24 protein-coding genes and 1 pseudogene are annotated in these 21,312 nt (G+C 70.2%); 14 read left to right on the forward strand and 11 right to left on the reverse strand.

Features of this window, described 5'->3' with window-relative positions:
- Positions 1–10 precede the first annotated feature (10 nt).
- Positions 11–604, forward strand: coding sequence for a PadR family transcriptional regulator (locus SMIR_RS36135; RefSeq protein WP_212727910.1), 594 nt, complete (start codon positions 11–13; stop codon positions 602–604).
- A gap of 86 nt (positions 605–690) precedes the next feature.
- Here the strand turns inward: SMIR_RS36135 and SMIR_RS36140 are convergent, their stop codons facing one another.
- The 3 genes from SMIR_RS36140 to SMIR_RS36150 form a co-directional block, all read right to left on the reverse strand.
- Positions 691–1,257, reverse strand: a complete 567-nt coding sequence (locus SMIR_RS36140; RefSeq protein WP_212727911.1) for a hypothetical protein — start codon at positions 1,255–1,257, stop codon at positions 691–693.
- 270 nt (positions 1,258–1,527) lie between these two features.
- The gene (locus tag SMIR_RS36145; protein ID WP_249938525.1) at positions 1,528–2,460 is read right to left on the reverse strand and encodes a LysR family transcriptional regulator; all 933 of its coding nucleotides are present in this window, start codon (positions 2,458–2,460) and stop codon (positions 1,528–1,530) included.
- A 21-nt stretch (positions 2,461–2,481) separates the two neighbouring features.
- Positions 2,482–3,483 (reverse strand): fibronectin type III domain-containing protein, encoded by a 1,002-nt coding sequence (locus SMIR_RS36150; protein ID WP_249938526.1) that lies wholly within the window; start codon positions 3,481–3,483, stop codon positions 2,482–2,484.
- Positions 3,484–3,848: 365 nt separating this feature from the next.
- Here SMIR_RS36150 and SMIR_RS36155 point away from each other — a divergent pair, with 365 nt between their 5' ends.
- The gene (locus SMIR_RS36155) at positions 3,849–4,535 is read left to right on the forward strand and encodes a glycoside hydrolase family 75 protein (RefSeq protein WP_212727912.1); all 687 of its coding nucleotides are present in this window, start codon (positions 3,849–3,851) and stop codon (positions 4,533–4,535) included.
- A gap of 37 nt (positions 4,536–4,572) precedes the next feature.
- Here SMIR_RS36155 and SMIR_RS36160 read toward each other — a convergent pair whose 3' ends face one another.
- Positions 4,573–5,337 carry an SDR family NAD(P)-dependent oxidoreductase gene (locus SMIR_RS36160; RefSeq protein ID WP_212727913.1) on the reverse strand — a complete coding sequence of 255 codons (765 nt, stop codon included), beginning with the start codon at positions 5,335–5,337 and terminating at the stop codon, positions 4,573–4,575.
- 161 nt (positions 5,338–5,498) lie between these two features.
- On the opposite strand from SMIR_RS36160, the gene SMIR_RS36165 reads away from it, so the two are divergent.
- The gene (locus SMIR_RS36165; RefSeq protein ID WP_249938527.1) at positions 5,499–6,164 is read left to right on the forward strand and encodes a TetR/AcrR family transcriptional regulator; all 666 of its coding nucleotides are present in this window, start codon (positions 5,499–5,501) and stop codon (positions 6,162–6,164) included.
- Between the two features lie 154 nt (positions 6,165–6,318).
- Here the strand turns inward: SMIR_RS36165 and SMIR_RS36170 are convergent, their stop codons facing one another.
- From SMIR_RS36170 to dhaK, 3 genes are all read right to left on the reverse strand, one after another.
- The gene (locus tag SMIR_RS36170) at positions 6,319–6,744 is read right to left on the reverse strand and encodes a PTS-dependent dihydroxyacetone kinase phosphotransferase subunit DhaM (protein WP_101407418.1); all 426 of its coding nucleotides are present in this window, start codon (positions 6,742–6,744) and stop codon (positions 6,319–6,321) included.
- Positions 6,737–7,336, reverse strand: coding sequence for a dihydroxyacetone kinase subunit DhaL (gene dhaL / locus SMIR_RS36175; RefSeq protein WP_168489513.1), 600 nt, complete (start codon positions 7,334–7,336; stop codon positions 6,737–6,739). The genes SMIR_RS36170 and dhaL overlap by 8 nt, the downstream gene beginning before the upstream one ends.
- Before the next feature lie 68 nt (positions 7,337–7,404).
- Positions 7,405–8,397 (reverse strand): dihydroxyacetone kinase subunit DhaK, encoded by a 993-nt coding sequence (gene dhaK / locus SMIR_RS36180; RefSeq protein WP_212727914.1) that lies wholly within the window; start codon positions 8,395–8,397, stop codon positions 7,405–7,407.
- 553 nt (positions 8,398–8,950) lie between these two features.
- Here dhaK and SMIR_RS43825 point away from each other — a divergent pair.
- Positions 8,951–9,112 (forward strand): annotated as a pseudogene (locus tag SMIR_RS43825) (pirin family protein); the annotation flags it as partial.
- A 564-nt stretch (positions 9,113–9,676) separates the two neighbouring features.
- Here the strand turns inward: SMIR_RS43825 and SMIR_RS36185 are convergent.
- The 3 genes from SMIR_RS36185 to SMIR_RS36195 form a co-directional block, all read right to left on the reverse strand.
- Positions 9,677–10,525 (reverse strand): hypothetical protein, encoded by an 849-nt coding sequence (locus tag SMIR_RS36185; protein ID WP_212727915.1) that lies wholly within the window; start codon positions 10,523–10,525, stop codon positions 9,677–9,679.
- A 187-nt stretch (positions 10,526–10,712) separates the two neighbouring features.
- Complete coding sequence (locus SMIR_RS36190) at positions 10,713–11,486, reverse strand: WD40 repeat domain-containing protein (RefSeq protein WP_212727916.1); 774 nt, start codon at positions 11,484–11,486, stop codon at positions 10,713–10,715.
- A gap of 187 nt (positions 11,487–11,673) precedes the next feature.
- A complete protein-coding gene (locus SMIR_RS36195; RefSeq protein WP_212727917.1) occupies positions 11,674–12,654 on the reverse strand; it encodes an FAD-dependent oxidoreductase in 981 nt (326 codons plus the stop codon).
- Between the two features lie 109 nt (positions 12,655–12,763).
- Between SMIR_RS36195 and SMIR_RS36200 the strand changes: the two genes are divergently transcribed.
- The 8 genes from SMIR_RS36200 to SMIR_RS36230 all read left to right on the forward strand — a co-directional run bounded on the left by SMIR_RS36200 (position 12,764) and on the right by SMIR_RS36230 (position 18,695).
- On the forward strand, positions 12,764–13,699 hold the full coding sequence (locus tag SMIR_RS36200) for a LysR family transcriptional regulator (RefSeq protein ID WP_249938528.1): 936 nt from the start codon (positions 12,764–12,766) through the stop codon (positions 13,697–13,699).
- A 460-nt stretch (positions 13,700–14,159) separates the two neighbouring features.
- On the forward strand, positions 14,160–14,591 hold the full coding sequence (locus SMIR_RS36205) for a hypothetical protein (RefSeq protein WP_212727918.1): 432 nt from the start codon (positions 14,160–14,162) through the stop codon (positions 14,589–14,591).
- A 114-nt stretch (positions 14,592–14,705) separates the two neighbouring features.
- Positions 14,706–15,362: a thioredoxin-like domain-containing protein gene (locus tag SMIR_RS36210; protein ID WP_212727919.1), complete on the forward strand. Its 657-nt coding sequence runs from the start codon at positions 14,706–14,708 to the stop codon at positions 15,360–15,362.
- 5 nt (positions 15,363–15,367) lie between these two features.
- Complete coding sequence (locus SMIR_RS36215) at positions 15,368–16,051, forward strand: DUF305 domain-containing protein (RefSeq protein ID WP_212728465.1); 684 nt, start codon at positions 15,368–15,370, stop codon at positions 16,049–16,051.
- A 610-nt stretch (positions 16,052–16,661) separates the two neighbouring features.
- Positions 16,662–16,790, forward strand: coding sequence for a hypothetical protein (locus tag SMIR_RS44415; RefSeq protein ID WP_283959575.1), 129 nt, complete (start codon positions 16,662–16,664; stop codon positions 16,788–16,790).
- Positions 16,791–17,037: 247 nt separating this feature from the next.
- Positions 17,038–17,316 (forward strand): SHOCT domain-containing protein, encoded by a 279-nt coding sequence (locus SMIR_RS36220; RefSeq protein WP_168489510.1) that lies wholly within the window; start codon positions 17,038–17,040, stop codon positions 17,314–17,316.
- The gene (locus SMIR_RS36225) at positions 17,313–17,924 is read left to right on the forward strand and encodes a sulfocyanin-like copper-binding protein (protein WP_249938529.1); all 612 of its coding nucleotides are present in this window, start codon (positions 17,313–17,315) and stop codon (positions 17,922–17,924) included. Before SMIR_RS36220 ends, SMIR_RS36225 begins: the two co-directional genes overlap by 4 nt.
- Before the next feature lie 531 nt (positions 17,925–18,455).
- Positions 18,456–18,695, forward strand: a complete 240-nt coding sequence (locus tag SMIR_RS36230) for a hypothetical protein (RefSeq protein WP_212727920.1) — start codon at positions 18,456–18,458, stop codon at positions 18,693–18,695.
- A gap of 336 nt (positions 18,696–19,031) precedes the next feature.
- Here SMIR_RS36230 and SMIR_RS36235 read toward each other — a convergent pair whose 3' ends face one another.
- Complete coding sequence (locus SMIR_RS36235; protein WP_212727921.1) at positions 19,032–19,649, reverse strand: TetR/AcrR family transcriptional regulator; 618 nt, start codon at positions 19,647–19,649, stop codon at positions 19,032–19,034.
- Positions 19,650–19,847: 198 nt separating this feature from the next.
- Here SMIR_RS36235 and SMIR_RS36240 point away from each other — a divergent pair, with 198 nt between their 5' ends.
- Together SMIR_RS36240 and SMIR_RS36245 are read left to right on the forward strand one after the other, a co-directional pair.
- On the forward strand, positions 19,848–20,492 hold the full coding sequence (locus tag SMIR_RS36240) for an isochorismatase family protein (protein ID WP_212727922.1): 645 nt from the start codon (positions 19,848–19,850) through the stop codon (positions 20,490–20,492).
- A gap of 65 nt (positions 20,493–20,557) precedes the next feature.
- On the forward strand, positions 20,558–21,310 hold the full coding sequence (locus SMIR_RS36245; RefSeq protein ID WP_212727923.1) for an SDR family oxidoreductase: 753 nt from the start codon (positions 20,558–20,560) through the stop codon (positions 21,308–21,310).
- Positions 21,311–21,312 lie beyond the last annotated feature (2 nt).

Genomic DNA, 21,312 nt, shown 5'->3' on the forward strand with positions numbered 1-21,312 from the left:
GGATGACCCCATGTCACTCCCGCACGCGATCCTCACCGCCCTGCTCGAGAAGCCGTCGTCGGGCCTCGAACTGACCCGGAGGTTCGACAAGTCGATCGGCTACTTCTGGTCGGCGACGCATCAGCAGATCTATCGCGAGCTGGGAAGACTGGAGTCCGAGGGCTACATCCGCGCCCTGCCGTCCGAACAGCCGGCCCGGGGGCAGAAGAAGAGCTACGAGGTGCTACCGGCGGGCCGCGACGAACTGGCCCGCTGGACCTCGGCATCCCAGGACCCCAGGCCCATGCGGGACACGATGCTGCTGCGGCTGCGCGCCTCGGCCGTCGTCGGCACCGCGGGCATCGAGACGGACCTGCGCCGCCATCTCGACCTGCACCAAAGGCAGTTGTCCGAGTACGAGCAGATCCAGAAGCGCGACTTCCCGCCCGGCAAGGATGCCCCCCAGGACCGGCTGCGGCATCTGGTGCTGCGGGCCGGAATCGACCTGGAGACCTTCTGGACCCAATGGCTGACCCATGCGCTGGACGAGTTCGAGCACCTCGACGAGCAGTCACCCGCACCCGAAGCCGTGCCTGATGCCGTGCCTGAAGACGTACGCGAATAGGGGCCGTCCTTTCGACCGGAGTCGGCCGTCCAACGGACCGGAGTCGGACGGACGGCCGCCGGTGCGACGGAGTCCGGGATCGGAGCTCAGAGCCGGTGGGGCTTGGCCCGGCGGCGCAGGAACCAGGCCGTCGCCACGACGCCCGACGTCACCAGCGCGCCGCCGCCCACCAGCGTGGCGGTCCTGTAGTCCTTGGTGGCCCCGCCGAGACCGCCCAGCACGCCGCGCGACGGCGAGGAGGGCAAGGAGGTCGAGGAGATTCTGGGGGGCGTGGAGATTCTGGGGACCGCGCTGGTCGAGACGATGATCGACTGCGTACCGGCCGTCGTCCCGTCCTGGCAGACCACGATGACGGTATAGGTGCCGGCGCTGACGTTGGACCAGACCGCCGACTGAGTGGTGCTCGTTCCGGACAACGGCATCTGGCGGCCTTGGGAGAAGTTCACCTGCCCACTGGCGAGCAGCGAGGCGCCGCCGAAACTACTGCCTTTGCTCGGGCAGGAATTGGTGGTGACCGAGACGCTGGACCCGCTGGTGCTCACCGAGATCCCCGAACCGAAGGCGGCGGCCGACGGAGCGGTCAGGGTGAGCGGAAGCGCAGCGACGGCGGTCACGGTCAGGCCGGAGCGGAGAAATATCTGAGAAGTACGCATAGGACTGCCCTCCAGCGGCACGGTTGGCGGTACATCCCATGCGCCGCCGAGGATTGGAAAGGCCCGTGCTGCCTCAGGGAGAGCCAATGCGCCCTGGGCTCGGGGCGCACGTGGACGGGGACCGGGCAGGTGACGAATTCGTTCGTCCGGCGGATGAATCCCGCGTTTTGCGGGTGATTCTCTCTGCGGTGATGACAGATGACAGATGACAGATGACGGGTGACAGATGGCGAAATCTGTCATCTGCTATCTGTCATCTGCTATCCGTCATCACCACGCGCGGCCCGCCTGCAGCAGCCGCTCCCGGACGACCGCCACGTGCGGGTTGTCCGACGCACCCGGCCGCTGGGTGAGGTAGCCGGTGTTGATGGGCGGTTCCTCGGGGGACAGCAGGGGCACCAGGGCACCGGAGGCCAGTGCTTCGAGGCACAGATAGCGGGGGAGCACGGTGATCCCGGCGCCCGCGACCACCGCGGCCAGCACGCCCCGCAGGTCGGGCACAGTGATCGAGGCCTGGCCGGTCAGTCGTACGCCGAACACGTGCCGCCAGTAGCGCCGGGCGATGGGCAGATCCTCGGCGTAGGTCACCAGGGGTGCCCCGTGCAGCGCGGCGGGCCCCTCGGCCGCCACCCGGGCCGGGTCGACGCGCTCGGCCCACGACGGGGCGGCGACGAGCACGAACTCCTCGTCCATCAGCGGCACGGCGGTCAGGGTGCGGCCGCGCGGCCGGGTCGTGGCGATGACCAGGTCGAAGCGGCCGCCGCGCAGCCCGGCCAGCAGCTCGTCGGTGAGGCCGGGAGTGACGCGCAGACGTACGCCCTGTGCGGTCAGCGGCGCCAGAGCGGGCAGGACGCGTGTGCACAGCAGCTCGGCCGGGCCTGCCAGGTGCACCGGGTCCGGTGGCTGGTCGGCGCCGGCCCCGCGGCGGTCCGCGACCGCCGCGAGCGCGTCCAGGGGCGCCGCGACTTCCGCGGCCAGTTCGTCGGCCACCGACGTGGGCACCACACCTCGTGGCTGCCGTTCGAACAGCTCCCGTCCCAGTTGCTCCTCCAGTGACCGCATCTGCGTCGTCACCGTCGGCTGGGACAGACCGAGCAGCCGCGCGGCGGCCGTGAACGACCCCGCGCGGTGCACGGCGAGGAAGGTGCGCAGCAGGGAGATGTCCAGGGGAGCCGTCGAGGTATCGGGTTCGCTATGGGGCACAGGGGTGAGCCTACGGTTCGCCTATTTCGCAGTGCCCGCATTCCCGCCCGTGGCGGAGCCCGTCGTCACCGTCCGCTCCACGGAGAACCCGCCCCAGGTGCCGTCCGGCAGCTTCGCCCTGATCCGCACCCGGTACGCGACCCCGGCCTCCCGTCCCACGTAGAAGCTGTAGGTGGCCCTGCCGCTGGGCGGTGTGCCGCCCCAGACGAGCGAGGTCGCCTGTCGTCCGTCCAGGTCGATCCGGTACTCGGTGATCACTCCGTCCGTCCGCGGTGGCAGCCAGGAAAGGTCGAGGTAGTACGCCCCGTCCGTGCGGTGGGAGGTCGCGCGGAACCCGGTCGGCGCGGTGCCGCGGCCGTCGTCCGCGCCCGGCGCGGTGGTGAGCCGGACGGCGGCGCTCGCGGGGGAGAGGTTGTCCGCCGCGTCGCGGGCTCGCACGGTGAAGGCGTACGCGGTGCCGGGCCTCAGCCCGGTGACGACGGTCGCCGTCTGTCCGCCGCCCACGCTGTGGATCTTCGAGCCGCCCTGGTAGACGTCGTACGAGACCACGCCCCGGGAGTCCGTCGACGCCGACCACTCCAGCTGGGCCGCCCGGCTCCCGACCGCCCTGCCGTGCGGGTGTCCGGGGCGGGTCGGGGGCGTGCGGTCGGCGGCGACCTCGACCGGTGTGGTGGCGCGCACCGGCTCGCTGGGCGGTCCGGGGTTCCCGTCGGCGTTCAGCGCCCGGACCGTGAAGACGTACTTCGTGGACGGGACCAGTCTGGTGACGTCCACCATGTGTTCGTCGCCGGGCACCCGCTCGACCCGTGTGGTGCCGCGGTACACCTCGTAGCCGGTGACCTTCACGTCCCCCGAGATGCGGTTCCACATGACGTGCACGCTGGTCGCGCTGCCCGCCGTCGCGGTGACCCCCATCGGGGCCGGGGGCAGCCGCTCGCCCCCGGCGTCGGCTCCCGCACCTCCTCCGCACGCGGTGAGGACGAGCAGTGAGCCGCAGATCAACCCAAGGGAAACGCGTCGCACAGGTCTGCCTTCCCTCGACGGGATTGGTCTGTACCTATAAGACACGGATGACGCGGCCACATCAAGGGGGCGGTGGCCGTTCGTCGGACCGTCCTCGGGCTACGTATGCTGATGGCTGACGCGGTGTGAACTCGCCCTCTTGTCAGGGGAGTTCGTACCCACGGCGCGGACCGCTGTCGTCGCTGATGCCGCGCCGGCGAGGGCGGTCGAGAGGCCCGGGTCGACCACGGCTCGGGCCCTCGGCCGCAATGCACCCGCCGGGCCCGCTGTGCACCGTCCGGCCCCTTCCCGGTGGACGCATCGTCAGAAGCACGCCAAATTTTGCTAAATGACCGTCAATGTCCCCCATGAGAGGGTCTCTTATCGTGCGTGTTCAGTCGCTGACGCTGGCCGCGGCCGGCGTGGCCCTGCTCGCTCCCGCCCCGTTTCCCGCCGCCCGTCCGAGCCCGCCCGTGGCGGTGCGGGAGGGGAAGGTGCGCGCCGCCGATCTGCTCGCCAAGGTCCGTGACTGCGTGCCCGTCTCGAAGGGGCGCTATCGCTCCGACGCCGGCGCCCGCGCCGAGATTCCCGTCTGCGGCGCGCGGGGTGCGGTGTTCTGGAAGGCCGACATGGACATCGACTGCGACGGCCGCCCCGGAATCCTGTGCAACGGGCGGACCGACTCGCTCTTCTCCGGGACCACCGCGTATCAGCAGTCCGACGGGCGGTACCTGAGCGCCGAGACCCTCCCGTACGTCGTCGTGCCCACACCCAGTGGCATCTGGGACCACCGCGCCCATGGCATTCGCGGCGGCTCGGTGGCCGCGGTGATCTACCAGGACCGGGTCCAGTACGCCGTGGTCGGCGACACCGGACCGCGCGAAATCATCGGCGAGGCCTCGTACGCCACGGCCAAGGCGCTCGGCATCCGCCCCGACCCGCACGGCGGCGGGGCGAGCTCCGGGGTCACCTACATCGCCTTCAAGAACTCCCGGGTGTCGCCCATCGAGGATCACGAGGCAGCCGTGACGGCGGGTGAACGGCTGGCCCGGGAGTTCGTGCGCAGCGGTTGAGCGGCCGCGGTGTCGGTTGCATCAGGACCCAAGGCCGTCAGACCGCCGCCCAGCCGTTGTCGACGGGCAGGATGGCGCCGTTGATGTTGCTCGCCGCGTCCGAGGCGAGGAACAGGATGGCGGCGGCCTGCTCCTCGGCCTCGGCCGCGGTGCCCACATTGCCCATGTACGAGGCGAGGACCTGCGGGCCGAGGGCGTCGCGGTCGGCGTCCACGGTGATGGCGGTCTTCGTGCCGCCGGGGGCGATGGCGTTGGCCCGAATGCCCTTGTCGCGGTACGTCACGGCGAGGGACTTGGTGAGACCCGCGATGCCGTGCTTCGAGGCGGTGTACGCGGCGCCCGCGGCGCTGCCGCGCAGGCTCGCCTCGGAAGCGGTGTTCACGATGGAGCCCTTGCCGGCCTCCAGCATGTGAGGCAGCACCGACCGGGTGAGCAGGAAGGGAGCGGTGAGGTTGACCCGGATGACCCGCTCCCACTCCGCGTCGCCGACCTCACCGACCGCCGACATGCGGTCCATGATCCCGGCGTTGTTGACCAGCACGTCCACCCCGCCGAACTGCTCCACGGCGGTCGTGGTCACCCGGTCGACCACGGTCTGCTCGCTGAGGTCGCCCGTCACGGCCACGGCGGTGCCGCCGGCCGCTGCTATCTCCTTGACGACCTTCTCGGCGCCCTCGGCGTTGAGGTCGGCCACGAGGACCCGGGCGCCCTCCGCGGCGAAGGCCAGGGCGGTGGCCCGTCCGATTCCGGAGCCCGCTCCGGTGACGATGACGCTGCGGCCGGCCAGTCCAGTGGTGCTCATGACGTGCTCCCAGAAGTGCGTGCGTAGGGCGACGAGGTCGTCGCGCACACAGTACGACTTAATGTCTCTCAATGACATAAAGTCTGGGGCCGTTTTCGAGATCGTTAGAATCGCGGCAGCCCCGGGCGGCCGCCGCCCGTCGTCGAGTCGAGGAGTCGTCAGTGCCGGACGGCGCGATCACCGAACCACCCGGCCGGGGCGGCGGCCGTACGGGCCGGCCGCCGCTTACCGAGCAGCGCAAGGCCGAGATCCGGCTGGAGATCGCCCGCGCCGCGGTGGAACTGTTCGTCGCCCAAGGGGTGGCCGCGACCACCGGAGAGCAGATCGGGCAGGCTGTCGGTGTCTCCGCGCGGACCGTGTGGCGTTACTTTCCGAGCAAGGAAAGCTGCGTGAGCCCGCTGTTCGCCGCCGGGATCGACGCGATAGCCGCCTCGCTGCGGGAATGGCGCTCCGGTCGGCCGCTCGAGGACGCCCTGGAACGGGCGGCCACGACCGGCGACCCCGCGATGCCCCGACCGCACCTTCCAAAGATCCGGGCGCTGATGAGACTGACCCGGACCGAGCCGGGCCTGCGTGCCGTCTGGCTCCAGGCGCACGACGAGGCTGAGCCTGCCTTCGCCCGTGCCCTTGCCGACCGGGCCGGCCTGCCCGCCGTCGACCTGCGCTCGGAGATCCAGGCCGCCATGCTCAACAGCGCCCTGCGTACGGCGGTCGAGCACTACGCGTGGCGCACGGACGAGGAGCAGCCCGACCCCGCGGTGGCGGAGGCCGAACTGGTGTCGACCGTGCGCTCGGCCCTCGCCATCGTCGCGGAAGGGCTCGCCTGAGGGCTGGGCCGGGCGCCGCTCGACCGCGGTCGGCGCCCGGCCGACGAGGCCTTCGCGCGCCTGCACCCAGACCTTCGTGTCCCTGCACTGAGACCTTCCGGCCCCTGCACCAGCACCTTCCGCCCCCGGCACTCACACTTTCTGGCCCCTGCCCTCACGCCTTCCGGTAGGTGTACGCCTCCGTGGCCGCCGCCTCGACGGCCGCGAGGTCGGCTCCCGTCGAGGCCGTGACGACCGCGGCCACCGCGCCCTCGACGAAGGGCGCGTCCACCAGGCGGCTGTTGTCGGGGAGCTCGTCCCCCTCCGCCAGCAGGGCCTTCACGGTGAGGACCGCGCTGCCCAGGTCGGTGAGCACGGCGACCCCGGCGCCGCGGTCCACCGAGGCGGCCGCCGCGGAGATCAGCTCGGCGCTGGTGCCGAGACCGCCGTCCACCGTGCCGCCGGCCGCGGCGACGGGAGCGGTCGTGTCGCCGCCCGCGAGTCGCGTCGCCAGCTCGGCCACCGAGACGGCGACGGCGGCGCTGTGGGAGACCAGCACGATGCCGACGAGGTTGTCCGTACTGCCCGGGGATTCATTCATCGGAGGCCTCCAGGAGCGCGCCGATCAGCAGGGACGAGGACGTGGCACCCGGATCCTGGTGGCCGATACTGCGCTCGCCCAGATAGCTGGCCCGGCCCTTGCGGGCCTGGAGCGGTGTCGTCGCGACGGCGCCCTCCTCGGCGGCCGTCTTCGCCGCGGCGAAGGACTCGGCGAGCGCGTCCACCGCGGGCACCAGCGCGTCGATCATGGTCTTGTCGCCGGGCGCGGCTCCGCCCAGCGCCATCACCGCGTCCACGCCCTCGCGCAACGCGTCCGTGAACTGTTCCTCGGTGACCTCCGCGGCGTCCCCCAGAGCCTTGCCCGTACGGCGGAGCAAGGTGCCGTACAAGGGCCCCGACGCGCCGCCGACCGTAGAGATCAGCCGGCGTCCGGCGAGGGTGAGAACGGCACCGGGAGTGTCCGGCGCCTCCTTCTCCAGCGAGACCACCACGGCGGTGAACCCGCGCTGCAGATTGCTGCCGTGGTCGGCGTCGCCGATCGGCGAGTCCAGAGCGGTGAGCCGCTCCGCCTCGCGGTCCACGGACGCGGCGATCGCCGTCATCCAACGGCGGAAGAACTCGGCGTCGAGCACAGAATCTCCTTGCGTGGTACGAACGTTGACCGGGCGGAACGGCGACATCACGCCGATGCCGCCGGGGTTCACGCGCCCCAGCGCAACGCGGGCGTCTTCACCGGCGCGTCCCACAGCCGCAGCAGCTCCTCGTCCACCTGGCACAGCGTCACCGAGGCGCCCGCCATGTCCAGCGAGGTGACGTAGTTCCCGACCAGCGTGCGTGCCACGGGTACCCCGCGTTCGGTGAGCACCCGCTGCACCTCCGCGTGGAACCCGTACAGCTCCAGGAGCGGCGTCGCGCCCATGCCGTTGACCAGCAACAGGACGGGATTGCGCGGGTTCAGGTCCTCCAGGATCGCGTGCACCGAGAAGTCGGCGATCTCGTGCGAGGTCATCATCGCGCGCCGCTCCCGGCCCGGCTCGCCGTGGATGCCGACGCCGAGCTCCAGCTCCCCGGGCGGGAGGTCGAAGGTGGGGCTGCCCTTGGCCGGCGTGGTGCAGGCGCTCAGTGCGACACCGAAGCTGCGGGAGTTCTCGTTGACCTGCCGGGCCAGTGCCTGTACCCGCTCCAGCGGGGCGCCCTCCTCGGCCGCGGCGCCCGCGATCTTCTCCACGAACAGGGTCGCGCCGGTGCCGCGCCGCCCGGCGGTGTACAGACTGTCGGTGACGGCGACGTCGTCATTGACGAGGACCTTCGCCACCTGGATGCCCTCGTCCTCGGCGAGCTCGGCCGCCATGTCGAAGTTGAGCACGTCCCCCGTGTAGTTCTTCACGATGAACAGCACGCCCGCGCCGCTGTTCACGGCCGCCGCCGCGCGCAGCATCTGGTCCGGCACCGGTGACGTGAAGACCTCGCCCGGACAGGCAGCCGACAGCATCCCGGGGCCCACGAAACCGCCGTGCAGCGGTTCGTGCCCCGACCCGCCGCCGGAGACGAGTCCCACCCTGCCGGGTACCGGCGCGTCCCGCCGTACGATCACCCTGTTGTCCACATCCACCGTCAGCTCGGGATGCGCGGCCGCCATACCCCGCAGCGCGTCCGCGACCACCGTCTCCGCCACGTTGATGAGCATCTTCACGGGTACCTCCTGGTGAGACTAATGGATGAGCCTCTGACCCCTACTTTCGCAGGTCAGACCACGTTGGGTTGGCTAATGATCTCGGCGGTTCGTGTCGGTCGGAAGCGGGTTGCGGCGGTACTGATGCTGACCTGTTGCTGACTTTGGTGACAGGGGGTCCGACGTGGCTGGCATGCATACGGATCGACCCGAGAAGCCTGCTCCGGGAAGTATCGGCGCCGGGGATGCGGGGATCGTCTGTGCGGATGCGAACGGAAACGTCTGCGGCTGTCCGGCTGCCGGGCGAACCCCGCCCTCGGGGCGGACTGTGGAGACACTGTCCGACGGAGTGTTCGTCGGAGGCGCGGAGAGCTCCGGCGCGAGTGTAGTAAGCACTTCGTGTCTCGATCCCAGGCTCGGCGTGTTCCCCATTCCATGCAGGCCTGGTGGTGGAGCAGTCTGTTGCGGCCCGCTGAACCGAGCATCCCCGAAATTCTGGCTGGCTGCCAGATGTCGTGAAGGGGGTCGGAGGGCAGGGTGGCCGCAGCCCTGGGGGGTGCATTCGGTGGTGGGGATCGTCGCCCGGTGGAACTTCATCGGGCGCTCCCGGCGGGGCATCGAACAGGACCGGAAGGACTGGACGGAGGGGACTCGCTTCGGTGAGGTACACGGCTGCGGGGGCGCCCCGCTGCCCGCACCGGAAGTCCCACCGCTGTCGCGGGGTCGAGTGCGTTGACCTGCGGTCATGCTTTGGAGCGGGCATCCGGGAGTCCTGGGTGGTGCCCCCTGGGCACGAGTGATCAGGGGGAGAGGCGCGTCTCGTGGTGGTCGAACCGGGCCGGACTGCAGCGTGCAGGCGAAGGCGTCTGCGACCAGGTCTGATCAGACACGGCCCATCAGGTCGTCAGTGATGCCGATACCCGGCGGGTCGTCGCCGGATCGCTGGGTTGTCCCGGCGGCGGTTGGAAGCGCGCAGAAAGCGGCCCGAAGCGCGCCCGGCTCGCCCGGAGATCTTCGGGGGCGATGCCGGTCGGGCCAGGCGCTGTGAACCGGCTCTCTGGCGTCGTGGGTGGCCCCGGACACGGGTGGGTGGTGACCAGGCCGTCGTGAGGCTCGCCGACGCCTGACCACTTTGCCGCGTCCTCACCAGTTCCGATGGAAACATCGGGTGGTACCACGCTCGCCGCTTGCCCCGAACCGGCCGCGGCTTCGCCGGCAGCGGGAGTCCGGCCCGGTTGCCGGCCGCCAATTCCACGGGCCGATCGCTCGGCGGCCGGTGGCGGAGGGGCTTGTGCCGGTTCTACGGGTGCATCGCGGTGGTGAAGTACCACAGCAGGTAGGCCGCCATGACGAGCGTGACCGGCACGCCGACGAGGAGGCGGATCAGCAGGATGACGGTCCTGGCCCACGGTCGCCCCGTGCCTGTCGCGAAGTCGGGCCTGGCGGGGTCGTAGGAGATCTCGATCTCGTAGTGCCCCAACTGCGGGCCGGCGCGGTGGATTTCGTGAGTGGCGCCGGCGGTGTCGGTGAAGCGGTATATCCGGGCGCCGTGCGAGTTGTCGTCCTCCCCGGGCACGTAGGCCACGAATGTGGCGACGGTGGTCACGCCGTAACGGTGCAGCAGCCACCAGGTCACCGTGGCGCGCCACGTGCCGCGGGCGACGGCGCAGCCGAACACAAGCCCCGCAAAGGTGCCGGCCCACAGCTTGGCGAGGGACCCGTCGCCCGCCAGTGCGGGGAGCAGCAGGCCGACGGCGAACAGGCAGGTGAGCGCGCCACAGGCCCACCACTCGTCCGTGGACAGGAACGGTCTGCACGGTGTCCTGGGCATGAATGGGCGCTCCGCCGCCTTCACCAGGGCCGCGCCGTTGATGCGTCTTTCGGCCTCGTCCCGTTGCGGCACGGCCGCGTTGACGGAGTGCGCGAAGGCCTCCACCGCCTCGGTGCTGCGGGAGCCGATCGCGCAGACCGTTGTCGCGTCGGCTCCGGTGGCCGCCGATTTCAGCCGGATTTCGGCAGTCGGGCGCTTGCTCCTGGCGACATGGACGGTCTCGATCGCGGCGAGGGGAATGACCAGCCGGATCCCTGCCCGGTCCAGCACGACGGCCTCGCTCTGCAGGTGCGCGGTTCCGCCTCTGCCACGCAACATGGTTCCGGGCGCAGGCTTCGCATCTCTCACAGCCATGACTGGGTCCACCAATGGTCAACTGGGTTCTTTTTTGTGGGAGTTGAAGTCAACTCCAGAGCAGCGCGGCGTCAGGCCGCGAGCGATTGCAGAGCCTGCCCGGACGGCACCCGCGCCGCGCTGAACCGGCTGTGAGCGACCGAAGTCGGGGTCATCGGTTCTGCCACAGCCGCACCGTGCGGTCGAGGCCGCCGGAGGCCAGGGTCCTGCCGTCCGGGCTGAAGGCCACCGTTGTCACCTTGTCGGTGTGGCCGGTGAGGGTGTCGATGGGGACGAGGTCGAGTGTGCTCGAGTCCCACAGCCGCACGGTCCTGTCCTCGCTGCCGGTGGCCAGGGTGTCTCCGTCCGGGCTGAACGCCACCGTCGTCACCGCGCCGGTGTGGCCGGTGAGCGTGGCGGTGACGGTGCCTGTCACGTAGTCCCACACCCGCACGATGTTGTCGGCGCTGCCCGTGGCCATGATGTAGCCGACCCGCCCGAACGCGACCGATGTGAAGCCGTGCCTGCGCGGGGCTTCGAGGGTGGCGTCGACGGTCCGAGTGAGCAAGTCCCACAGCCGCACCGGGCTTTCGGTGAGGTCCGCGCTGCCGGTGACCAGGGTCAGGCCGTCCGGGCTGAAGGCCACCTTTGTCAGGTCTTCGACGTGGTCGGCCCAGGGGGTGGTGGCGGTGCCCTCGGCCACGTCCCACAACCGCAGCGTGCTGCCGGTGCCCCGGGCCCCGGACAGCCCGGCGGCCAGCGTCTTGCCGTCCGGACTGAACGCCACGCTGTCGGCGTGGCCGTCGAGGACGGTGAGCGTGGCCTTGCGGGGGTCGGCGGCGTCGTCGGCTCTGGACTCGATCACTGTGAGCGGGACGGCGACGGCGGTCGCTCCGAGGGCGGCGAGCAGCAGCGTGCGGCGCCGCACCTTGGCGGGGGGCTTCACCGGCGGTCGGCCGGGTTGCGGTTGCGTCCCACCAGCCGTCGTGGTGGAAGTGTTGATATCCGCGGGTTCGACGGAATCCATCCGCGCACACCCAATCCTCGAGAACGGGAGCAGTACGAACGGGAGCGGTACAGGGGTACGTGTGGGGCCGTGCGAAGGGGAGTCGGGAACGACAGCGGCAGCGGGCTCATCCCGGCCGAACGGCTCCGCCGACGAGGGCGGTCGCGGCGTCCGCGCAGCCCCACGCCAAGGTGACTCCGGCGCCTCCGTGACCGTAGTTGTGGACCATCCGTTTCACCCTGCCCGGCGGTCGGGCGTCGGCCTCCAGCCGGACGCCGCCGTTTCGATGGGGCCGCAGGCCCACCTGGTGGCCGAGGACCGGGGCGCCTGCTAGTTCCGGGAGCAGTTCGGTGCAGCGGCGCAGGATCGCGGCCGCGGTGGCCGGGGACGGGGTGGTGTCCCACTCCCCGACCTCGAACGTGCCCCCGAGGACGATGTCCGTGCTGCGGGGGTGGACGTAGGTGTAGCCGTCGGCGTTGTCCTCGTCACGCACGGACGTGTGCAGCCCCGGGTTGGCGACGAGCACCACCTGCCCCCGCACCGGCAGCACCTCGGTGTCCCCGCACAGAGCGCGGGCACCCAGGCCGGAGGCGTTCACCACCGAAAGAGCCCATACGCCCGCCTGTTCCAGGGCGTCGATACGGTGACGGATCAGCGTGCCGCCCGCCGCCGACAAGCTCTGCTGGAGCCAGGGGAGGTAGCGGGACATCTCCACGGACGGAACGGTGAACGCCCAGCCCGTGGTGAAGGTGGCCCGTAGCTCCTCCTTTCGCAGGGCGCGGAGGTCGGGGAGGGCGGCGGCCCACCAGGGGACGTCGGAGGCCTCGCCGCGCAGCAGCATCCGGGTGGGGCGCATGACCACGCCGGGTACCCCGTTCGCCGCCTGGCGGGCGAACTCGTCGTAGGTGTGGGTGGCCCAGTCCAGTACACGAGGTTCGAACCGGGTGCGGGTCGGGTACCAGACGGCCGCCGCGACCGAGGACGTCGTCTCGGCCGACGGCTCGGCCGTGACCACGGCAACGCGGGCACCGGCCTGCTGCAGGCGCAGTGCGGTGGTGAGCCCGATGACCCCGGCGCCGACGACGACCGCGTCGAACCTGTCGCCCATGCCTCTCCCTTGATCGCAGAACCGTGCGATTCTCACTGTCGATGGGGAGTTGACGACCTGTCCAAGACCAGTCATGTTCAATGCCATAAGCAGTGCTTATAGTTGACGGATGGACTTGCGGCGGCTGCGGTACTTCCTCGTGCTGGCGGAGGAGTTGAACTTCACGCGGGCCGCGCACCGGCTGCACATCGCCCAGCCCGCTCTGAGTCAGCAGATCAGGGCGCTGGAAAGGGAGATTGGCGCTCCACTGCTCGAACGCGGCAACCGGAGCTGCCGGTTGACCGTCGTCGGTGAGGTCGTGGCCCGCGAGGCCGGCGAACTGTTGGCCCATGCAGCCGCGTCGCAGGAACGGATCCGTGCGGCCGTCGGCGGACGGCAGGGGCAGCTGCGCCTGGCCCTGACCCGCTCCGCCCGCGGTGGCCCCGTCGACGCCCTCCTTGCCGCGTTCCGTACCCTCCATCCGGACGTGGATCTCGTCGTACGGACCGGGTGGACCGCGCACAACATCACCGAGCTGCTGGCCGGCAGGCTGGATGCCGCCTTCGTACGGCCCCCGCTGGACGACGTGGGCCTGGAGTGCCGGCACATCGCCCGCGAGGAACTCCTCGTGGCTGTCCCCGCTGATCATCCTCTCGCCCGCGAACGCAGGGTCACCCGCGGGCGCATCGCCGCCGAACCCGTGATTCTCTGGCCGCGCGAGAACGCCCCCGGAATGCACGACCTGATCTCCCAGCAGCTGTGGCCCGACGGCGGGCCGCGCATCGTGCGGGAAGAACCCGACGACGAGCAACTCCTCCTCAGCGTCGCCGCGGGCACCGGCATCGCCCCGGTGCCCGAGGGGCGTGCTCGTGCGCTGCGTATACCAGGGGTGCGGCTCAAGCGCGTGACCGCACCCATGCCCACCGTGGACCTCGCCCTGGCCCACCAGTCGGCAAGCGCCGCGCCGGCACTGAGAGGGCTCCTCGGCCTCGTCGACGCCCTGGCCGGGCCGTCGGCCGACGGACGTCGGCTACCGCCCGATCGGCAGGTTCATGATCCAGCGTAGACAATTCGACGCCGTGGCCCCTTACCCCCAACAGCCACAGATGCTTTTGCCCGGCGAAGTGGGGCGGAGCCTCCGTGCGTTGGAAAGGGAATCCGCTGCGCGCGAGTTCGATGCCCCGCTCCGAGCCGGCGCGATCGGCTCGGTAACCTGTGCCGTTTTTTCATCAGTGGCGGATTCGGGACGCGTTCGGGACGCAAGGATCGGAACGGACTGACAAAGACGAAGGGATGCCGACACTCCGCACTGCTTGCTTCTGACCAGTACAAACGTCAAAGATCGACGTTGATCGACAAGGCCCGCCAAGATCCCGAATGGACTCATGATCCCTCGGTCGTGCGCCCCCAACCACCTGGTCACCCGCACTTTCGTCTACCCGGAGGCGGGGGAGGAGGGCCATGAGCACTGAGCACCCAGGCCCGATCGAAAGCGCGTTCACACGTACCACTTAACATTCAGCGTGATGAGCAGCCGGACGCAGCACACGGCCCGCGGCGCGTGGCGGACCACGCACACCGCGGCGCTCTGTCCTGCCCTGGCCGTGCTGCTGGCGGCTCTGGTGATATGTCTGGGGCCCGCGGCGCACGCCGCCAGCGGCGACCACGTCACTGCCATGACCGGCGTTTCCCACGCGCAGATACAGACCGGCAGCCCGGCCGAGCACCACGTAATGCCGGCCGCGCACCCGGGGGGCTGTCCCTCCGGAGACGTGTGCTGCTCACCCGCCGTCCACGGTGCGGCAGCGGTGCTCGCCGCACCCGTGCACTCCCTGCCGGTGCTCCTGCCCCGCATGCCGAGCGTCCCCAGGCGGCAGGCCGGTCCCACGCTCCTCGCCAAGCCTCCGCCGGCTTCCAGTGCTCCCGATCTCCACGTCCTCCAGGTGCAGCGGACCTAGACGGATGGCATGGCGCAGTGGTGCTCACGCGTGCCCATGCGCCGAACGACATCCGTCCACCCCCTGCACCCACCGCCGCCGACGACATCGCGGCGGGGACAAGGACACCCAGGCATGCCCAACACGAGCAAGAAGCAGGTCGCCGCCGACCGCAAGGCCCGCATAGAGGCGATGCGCCGCGCGGAAAAGGCCCGCGAGCGCCGCAACCGCGTCATCACCATCACGCTCAGTACGGTCATCGTCGCCGGACTCGCCGGCTGGGGCGCGTACGCCATCAACAACGCCAACGAGAAGAACGACCAGAAGGCCGCCGCCGCGGCGAAGCCGATAAGTGGCGAGAAGACTTGGGATGCGAAGAAGCTCACCCGCAACCACGTCCAGACCAAGGTCACCTACCCGATGAACCCACCCGTCGGCGGCAACCACGCCCCGGTGTGGATGACCTGCAACGGCAACGTCTACACCAAGGCCATCGCCAACGAGAACGCCGTCCACTCCCTCGAACACGGCGCGGTCTGGGTCACGTACAACGACAAGGTCACCCCGGCCGACATCAAGACCCTCGCCGGCAAGGTCTCCAAGACCCCCTACACGCTGATGAGCCCGGACAAGACCGAGTCCGGGACGATCATGCTGTCGGCCTGGGGCCACCAGCTCAGCGTGAACACGGCCTCCGATCCGCGCGTCGAGCAGTTCCTCACCAAGTACGTCCAGGGCGCGCAGACCCCCGAACCAGGTGCCGCCTGCACGAACGGACTGACCGCCTCATGACGGACATGACCGCCACCGCGCCGGACGAGACCGACCTGGGTGACGTATCCGACCGCAAGCCCGCTCTCACCCGCTGGCTGATCATCGGTGCGGCGGCCCTGGTCGCCGTCGTCCTGGCCCTCTCGTTGCTCGCCATCACCGACAACGGCAACAACAAGTCAGTCGCCGTCCCCACGGCCGACTCCGCCGACGCCGGCTTCGCCCGCGACATGGCCGTCCACCACCAGCAGGCCGTCGAGATGGCCTACATCGTCCGCGACCGCACCACCGACGAGGACGTCCGCCGTCTCGCCTACGACATCGCCCAGACCCAGGCCAACCAGCGTGGCATGCTGCTCGGCTGGCTCTCCCTGTGGAACCTGCCCGCGACATCCCCCGACGGCTATATGACCTGGATGCCCATGGGTCACATGGGCCACCAGATGAAGGACGGCTCCCTCATGCCGGGCATGGCCACCAACACCGAGTTGAACCAACTCGGCATGCTCAACGGCAAACAGGCGGAGATCCTCTACCTCCAGCTCATGTACGACCACCACATGGGCGGCATCGAGATGGCCCGCGCCTGCGCCCAGCAGTGCACGGTTCCCCAGGAGAAGAAACTCGCCCAGGGCATGGTCGACGCTCAGCAGTCGGAGATGAAGATCATGGCCGACCTGCTACGGGAACGCGGATCTGCACCGCGCTGACGTGTACGCCGCCACCGAGGGCTCGGATCGCTTGGTGATCCGGGCTCCTCCCGCACACCCGGCCAAGCCGCTGCAGCCACCGGCGCGGACGCGCGGACGAGGAGAAGCCGGCCCGGTGAGACGGAACAGCAGGCGCAGCGGTGCGACGAGCCATCCGGCGAGACGGGGCGCGGCGCGTTCGCCGTACGCAAGCCACAGGTCGCGAAGCACCGCAGCGAGCAGGTGAGCGACGAACACGCCGGCAGGGACATGCAGCCCATGTCATGCCCCATGGTCTCCGATCCCTCGTCGGCGCCGCCTGCAGTATGAGCACTTCTCGGTGTGCCTGTGCTCCTGGCTCGGACACCAGCGAGTAAGTGATCCGTCGGTAGGTTCCGGGGTTCACCGACAGCGGCGGGCGGCCGGGTCGCGCTCCGCGACATGCTGGGCGACTGCGTCGACGCCGGGCCGTGCGTAGCGTTCCAGGGACCGTACCGAGGCGTGGCGGGAGCGGGCCGGCAGCATCGGCGTGGACGCGGCGTCCTCCGTTTCGTGTGTCAGCGCACTGTGCCCGAGCCGGTGAAGGGAAGGCACCCAGAACCTGCTGTGCACCTACCTGGCCGCCGCCCTCTTGGCCGGTCTGCTCGCCAACGCGCTGTTCGGCCTGTGGTGGCTCGACCCGGTCGTGGGCCTGTTCGTCGCCGGCCTCGCGGTACGCGAGGGCGGCGAGTCCCGGCGCGGCGAGGAATGCGGCTGCTGACGGCGCCCAGGTAAGCCGGTCACTCCCGCGCCCAAGGCCCCGGCCTGCTCGACAACGGCGGCCGGGGCTGACCTATATCCCGACCGTGGTCAAAGATTGTGGGCCGGTCGTCGGCGGGGACGGCCCGAACGGCCCCTTCTCCGGCCCTCTGCGCTGCGGGAGGGTGGTGAGCAGGCAAGGCGCGGCGGCCTCCGGTGACGCATTCCGGAGGTGAGGCTTTGCCCACCAGTCGAAGAAGGCGATCGGCATGATGTGGTACGACGGCGGCTGGGGCTGGGGCAGCTGGATCTTCATGGCCATCTTCATGGTGCTGTTCTGGGCACTGGTGATCGCCGGTATCGTCGCGCTCGTTCGCTACCTCACGGGCAGCCATCACGGCCACCAGGTCGGCCCGCCCCTCTCCTCCGGGGAGCCCGGCTGGGGAGGCAGGCGAGCCGAGGACTTGCTCTCCGAGCGGTTCGCCCGCGGGGAGATCGACGAGGACGAGTACAAACGCCGCCTTGCGCTGCTGCGGGAGCACCAGTGACCGCCAAGCGCCGCCGCAGGGTGTGGCTGACCATCGCCGGGGCGCTGGCAGCCCTGGTCCTGGGCATCGCGACGACGGCAACGCTCGCCGCCACGGGCGGCTTCCGCCACACCGCACCAGCGGGCTGGACGAAGTCGGGCGTACCGTGCAGCCCGCCCGCACTGTCAGGGCATGTGGTGGACGTGACCGTCGGCGACATGATGGGCGCAATGACGGGAGGTCCTCATGGCCACACCCCCAGCGCCGGCCCTGGCTGGCACGGCATGGGCATGATGTGGCTGCGCACCACCCCGAGCACGGTCCCTGCCGGTACGGTGTCGCTGCGCGTGTTCAATGCCGGAGCCCTCACGCATGAGGTCGTCGTGCTCCCGCTGCCAGCCGGCCAAGCCGTCGGAGAGCGGCCCATCGGTGCCCAGGGACGCATCGCCGAAACCGGAAGCCTGGGCGAAGCCTCGCGCACCTGCGCTGCCGGGGAGGGCGACGGCGTCACCTCCGGCGCCATGGCCTGGACCACGCTGACGCTCCAGCCCGGCCGCTACGAACTGGTGTGCAACCTCGTCGGCCACTATGCAGGCGGGATGTACACCGAACTGGACGTCACACGGTGACGCTCAAACCGCCGGGGCCATGTGCCCTGTGGACCAAGGTGACATCGGCCGCCTGACAACGGCACGGCGCGCGCGGGACAGAGGAATGCAACTGCCCCAGAAGCGAAAGCTTGCCCAGGGCGTTGATGTGGCTGTTTGGAACCCCCGCCCCTCGGACGTGGCGCAAGTCTGCAGAGGAACCCCCGTCGGACCAGGGGACGGAGGCGGCCGTGGTTCACCTGGAGCAATGCGGCTGACCTGGGGAGACGCCGCGCGGCTCTACCCTCGGGCGAAGAGGGCGGGGCCCTTTCCGTCGGTAAGAAGCTCCGCTGCTCTCGTGTAATCCGTCGGCCTTGGGTTCGAGTCCCACCCGCGCCACCGGAAGCACGACCTGACCTGTGGAAACGCCCCCCGTGAGGTTCCGGAGCGTCAACTTCCGTCCACCGGAAAGGATCCGAGCATGTGGCGACAGAGCCGTGATGTTGGGGACAACGCGGGGACATCGGTACCCGGAAAGTGTCCGCGAGGAGCTGCGCCGAGGTGTGCCGGCTGATGCGGATCGAGGAGACCCCCGCGGCGACCAACGGCGCCGAGGGATCGCTCGAACTGTCTGCTGCGGACCAGGCGGGGTTGACACTGACGGGAACCTCACGGAGCAGAGAGCCGGTTGTCGGCCGTGAGGTCGCCGCGGACGCGCAGCACGCGGGTGCGGTGCCGGAACCGCCCGAACTCCAGAGGCCGGTCTGGCCGGCCTCGATCTCCACGACCACGTCGGGTATGACGGGCCGATAGTGCATCGGGTCGGCGCCGGGCAGTCGGCCCACCGTCCCGGGCGACTCCGCCTCCATGCCCCCGGTCGGCCGCAGCAGCAGGATCAGCTCGTGTTGTACCGCCTGGCCGAGGGCACCCCACGGCTCGCATCCGGCCGCCGCGCGGAAGGCCGAGGATGAGGCACTGGCCACGGGGCCGACGGCACGGAGTCGGGCCGCGAACGCCTGGGTCTTGGCGGTCGTGTCCTGGAGCAGGTCATGGGGGCCGCGTCTGTGCATGGGTGACGCCCGGGGCGCCGGTCGTCGGTGCAGGGCAGCGCACTCCACAGGGGAGAGCGAACGCCCGCGTGACGAGATCTCAGCCGAGCAGGATGGCGCGGAGGTTGGGGACGAGGTGGCGGACGAGTTCGTCGTCCGGCATCTCGGCCAGAGGGCCACTCCTGAAGACGTACCGGGAGAAGGTCACCCCGATCAGATACGCGCCCACGGAGCCGACGCGTGCTTCGAGGTCCGGGCCGGGAATGACATGCCGGTACATCTCCAGGCTCTCGTCCTGCATCGCTGCGAACAGCGACCTGGCCGCGTCCTCCTCCGAGGCCACCGCGCGGATCAGCGCGATGAACGGGTCGCTGCCCCCGCTCTCGGACATGCGGCGGACGTAGGAGCGCGCGACGCGCGTGGGCAGCGAGTTGGGATCGCCGGCCACCTCGGCCATCAGGTTCTGGGAGCTGGGAACCGCCGCGAGGAACAGCTGTTCCTTGGAGCCGAAGTGGCGGATCACGAGACCGTGGGTGACTCCGGCCCGGCGCGCGATGTCCCGGATGGTCGTCTTGGCGAAGCCTCGCTCGGCGAACGCGTCACGCGCCGCCTCCAGGATGGCCGCCCTGCGTACTTCCGGTTCCCTGGTGCGCTTCTTGATCGGGGCGGCGTCCTGGCCGCTCGCGGCAGGTGGCGTCTCGGCTGGTGATCCGGTCATGCAGCAAGTGTACAGATGGTCACCTCAGAACAGCCCGCGTGGTCACTAAAGGGTGACCCTAGGTGAAATCGACACTGCTGTGGCTCATTCACCTGCGTCTTTTCAAACTTCTTAGTGACCAGTTGGACATTAGTGGCTCTCGGACGTACTGTCGTTAGTGACCACTCGGTCACTAACGAACGGAAGGGAAGTCCTGTCATGGCCCCCGAGCCTCTGACCCCGGCCAACACCACCATCGTTCTCGTCGACTACGCCGTCGGCTTTGCGAACCTCCTCGGTTCCCACGACCTCACGTCGCACATCCACAACGTCACCGGCCTGGCCAAGACCGCGAAGTGGTACGGGAGCGGCCTGGTCGTCACCAACGGCCAGTCCAGCAAGCCGTCCGGGCCGCTGTACCCGGAGCTGCTCGACGTCATCGGTGACGAGCCGGTCATCGAGCGCGCCACCGACTTCAACGCCTTCCTCGACGAGCCGTTCGCCGAGGCGGTCCGTGCCGCGGGCCGCAAGAACCTGGTGATCGGCGGCATCGCCACCGACGGCTGCGTCCTGCAGACCGTGCTCGGCGGCCTGCGCGAGGGCTATCGCGTGCACGTGGCGGTGGACGCCTCCGCGAGCCTGACCACCGAGGCCCACGAGACGGCCATCCAGCGCATGGTCCAGGCCGGTGTCGTGCCGGTGACCTGGTTCTCGCTGGCGGCCGAGTTCCAGCTCGACCCCACGTTCCATGACGCTCCGCACCGGATGCGGCTGATGCAGGAGAACGTGCCGGCCATGGGCATGAGCGCCCGGTCGTACGTCAACGCCCTGCAGCAGGGCAAGCGCGCCGCCGCTGCCGTCTGAGCCGCCCCCCGATTCGCCGGCCCTCGGCCGCGCCTGAAGACGCCTCAAGACAAGGAGCCTCGTCCATGAGCGACACCCCCGAAACCCAGCTGCTGTCCGGCAGGACGGTGCTGGTGGCAGGCGCGACCGGGGGCATCGGCGAGGGAATGACCCTCGCGCTGCTCCAGCAGGGAGCCACCGTGGTGGCCGTCGGCCGCAGCGAAGAACGGCTGGCCAAGCTCGCCGCCTACACAGGCGACGCCGGACCCGGCACCCTGCTCACGCACCCGGCCGACGTCGGAGCCCCCGACAGCCAGGCGGTACGAGACCAGCTGTCGCGTTACGGCCCGCTGGACGGCGCCGTCGTCACGATCGGCGACTGGGGCAGCCCCGAGCGCACCGGGATCCTCGACCTCTCCGACGCCGAGTGGGAGGCGATGATCGCCTCGAACCTGACGAGTCACTTCCACGTGCTGCGCGCGCTGACTCCGCTGCTGTCGCCGTCCGGGGCGCTGGTGCACCTGAGCGGGTTCAGTGCGGAGATCCCGTACCCGTTCGCCGCGCTGGTGGGCGCCACGAACGCGGCGAAGAAGTCGCTGGTGCGATCCCTCACGGCCGAGCTGGGCGGCAACGGGCCGCGTGTCTACGAACTGATCATCGGCCCCGTCCGCACCCGCCCGCGGGCCGCAATCGGCGCGGACAGCCCTCAGTGGTACAGCGCCGAGGACCTCGGGCGGCACGTGGGCCGGCTCGTCGCCGGCAGCGGGCCGTACGCCGAAGCCCCGCTCCAGTACCTGGTCACGCCCGCCCACGGCATACGGACGACCCCGCCGCTGTAGCG

It is taken from the genome of Streptomyces mirabilis (assembly GCF_018310535.1).
GTDB lineage: Bacteria > Actinomycetota > Actinomycetes > Streptomycetales > Streptomycetaceae > Streptomyces.

Bases quoted from the DNA above. Each gene is read 5' to 3' on its own strand.
- SMIR_RS36135 (WP_212727910.1), top strand. From the start codon at position 11: ATGTCACTCCCGCACGCGATCCTCACCGCCCTGCTCGAGAAGCCGTCG.
- SMIR_RS36140 (WP_212727911.1), bottom strand. From the start codon at position 1,257: ATGCGTACTTCTCAGATATTTCTCCGCTCCGGCCTGACCGTGACCGCC.
- SMIR_RS36160 (WP_212727913.1), bottom strand. From the start codon at position 5,337: ATGAGCACCACTGGACTGGCCGGCCGCAGCGTCATCGTCACCGGAGCG.
- SMIR_RS36170 (WP_101407418.1), bottom strand. From the start codon at position 6,744: ATGAATGAATCCCCGGGCAGTACGGACAACCTCGTCGGCATCGTGCTG.
- SMIR_RS36185 (WP_212727915.1), bottom strand. From the start codon at position 10,525: ATGTTGCGTGGCAGAGGCGGAACCGCGCACCTGCAGAGCGAGGCCGTC.
- SMIR_RS36195 (WP_212727917.1), bottom strand. From the start codon at position 12,654: ATGGGCGACAGGTTCGACGCGGTCGTCGTCGGCGCCGGGGTCATCGGG.
- SMIR_RS36200 (WP_249938528.1), top strand. From the start codon at position 12,764: ATGGACTTGCGGCGGCTGCGGTACTTCCTCGTGCTGGCGGAGGAGTTG.
- SMIR_RS36205 (WP_212727918.1), top strand. From the start codon at position 14,160: ATGAGCAGCCGGACGCAGCACACGGCCCGCGGCGCGTGGCGGACCACG.
- SMIR_RS36210 (WP_212727919.1), top strand. From the start codon at position 14,706: ATGCCCAACACGAGCAAGAAGCAGGTCGCCGCCGACCGCAAGGCCCGC.
- SMIR_RS36215 (WP_212728465.1), top strand. From the start codon at position 15,368: ATGACCGCCACCGCGCCGGACGAGACCGACCTGGGTGACGTATCCGAC.
- SMIR_RS36220 (WP_168489510.1), top strand. From the start codon at position 17,038: ATGATGTGGTACGACGGCGGCTGGGGCTGGGGCAGCTGGATCTTCATG.
- SMIR_RS36230 (WP_212727920.1), top strand. From the start codon at position 18,456: ATGCGGATCGAGGAGACCCCCGCGGCGACCAACGGCGCCGAGGGATCG.
- SMIR_RS36235 (WP_212727921.1), bottom strand. From the start codon at position 19,649: ATGACCGGATCACCAGCCGAGACGCCACCTGCCGCGAGCGGCCAGGAC.
- SMIR_RS36240 (WP_212727922.1), top strand. From the start codon at position 19,848: ATGGCCCCCGAGCCTCTGACCCCGGCCAACACCACCATCGTTCTCGTC.
- SMIR_RS36245 (WP_212727923.1), top strand. From the start codon at position 20,558: ATGAGCGACACCCCCGAAACCCAGCTGCTGTCCGGCAGGACGGTGCTG.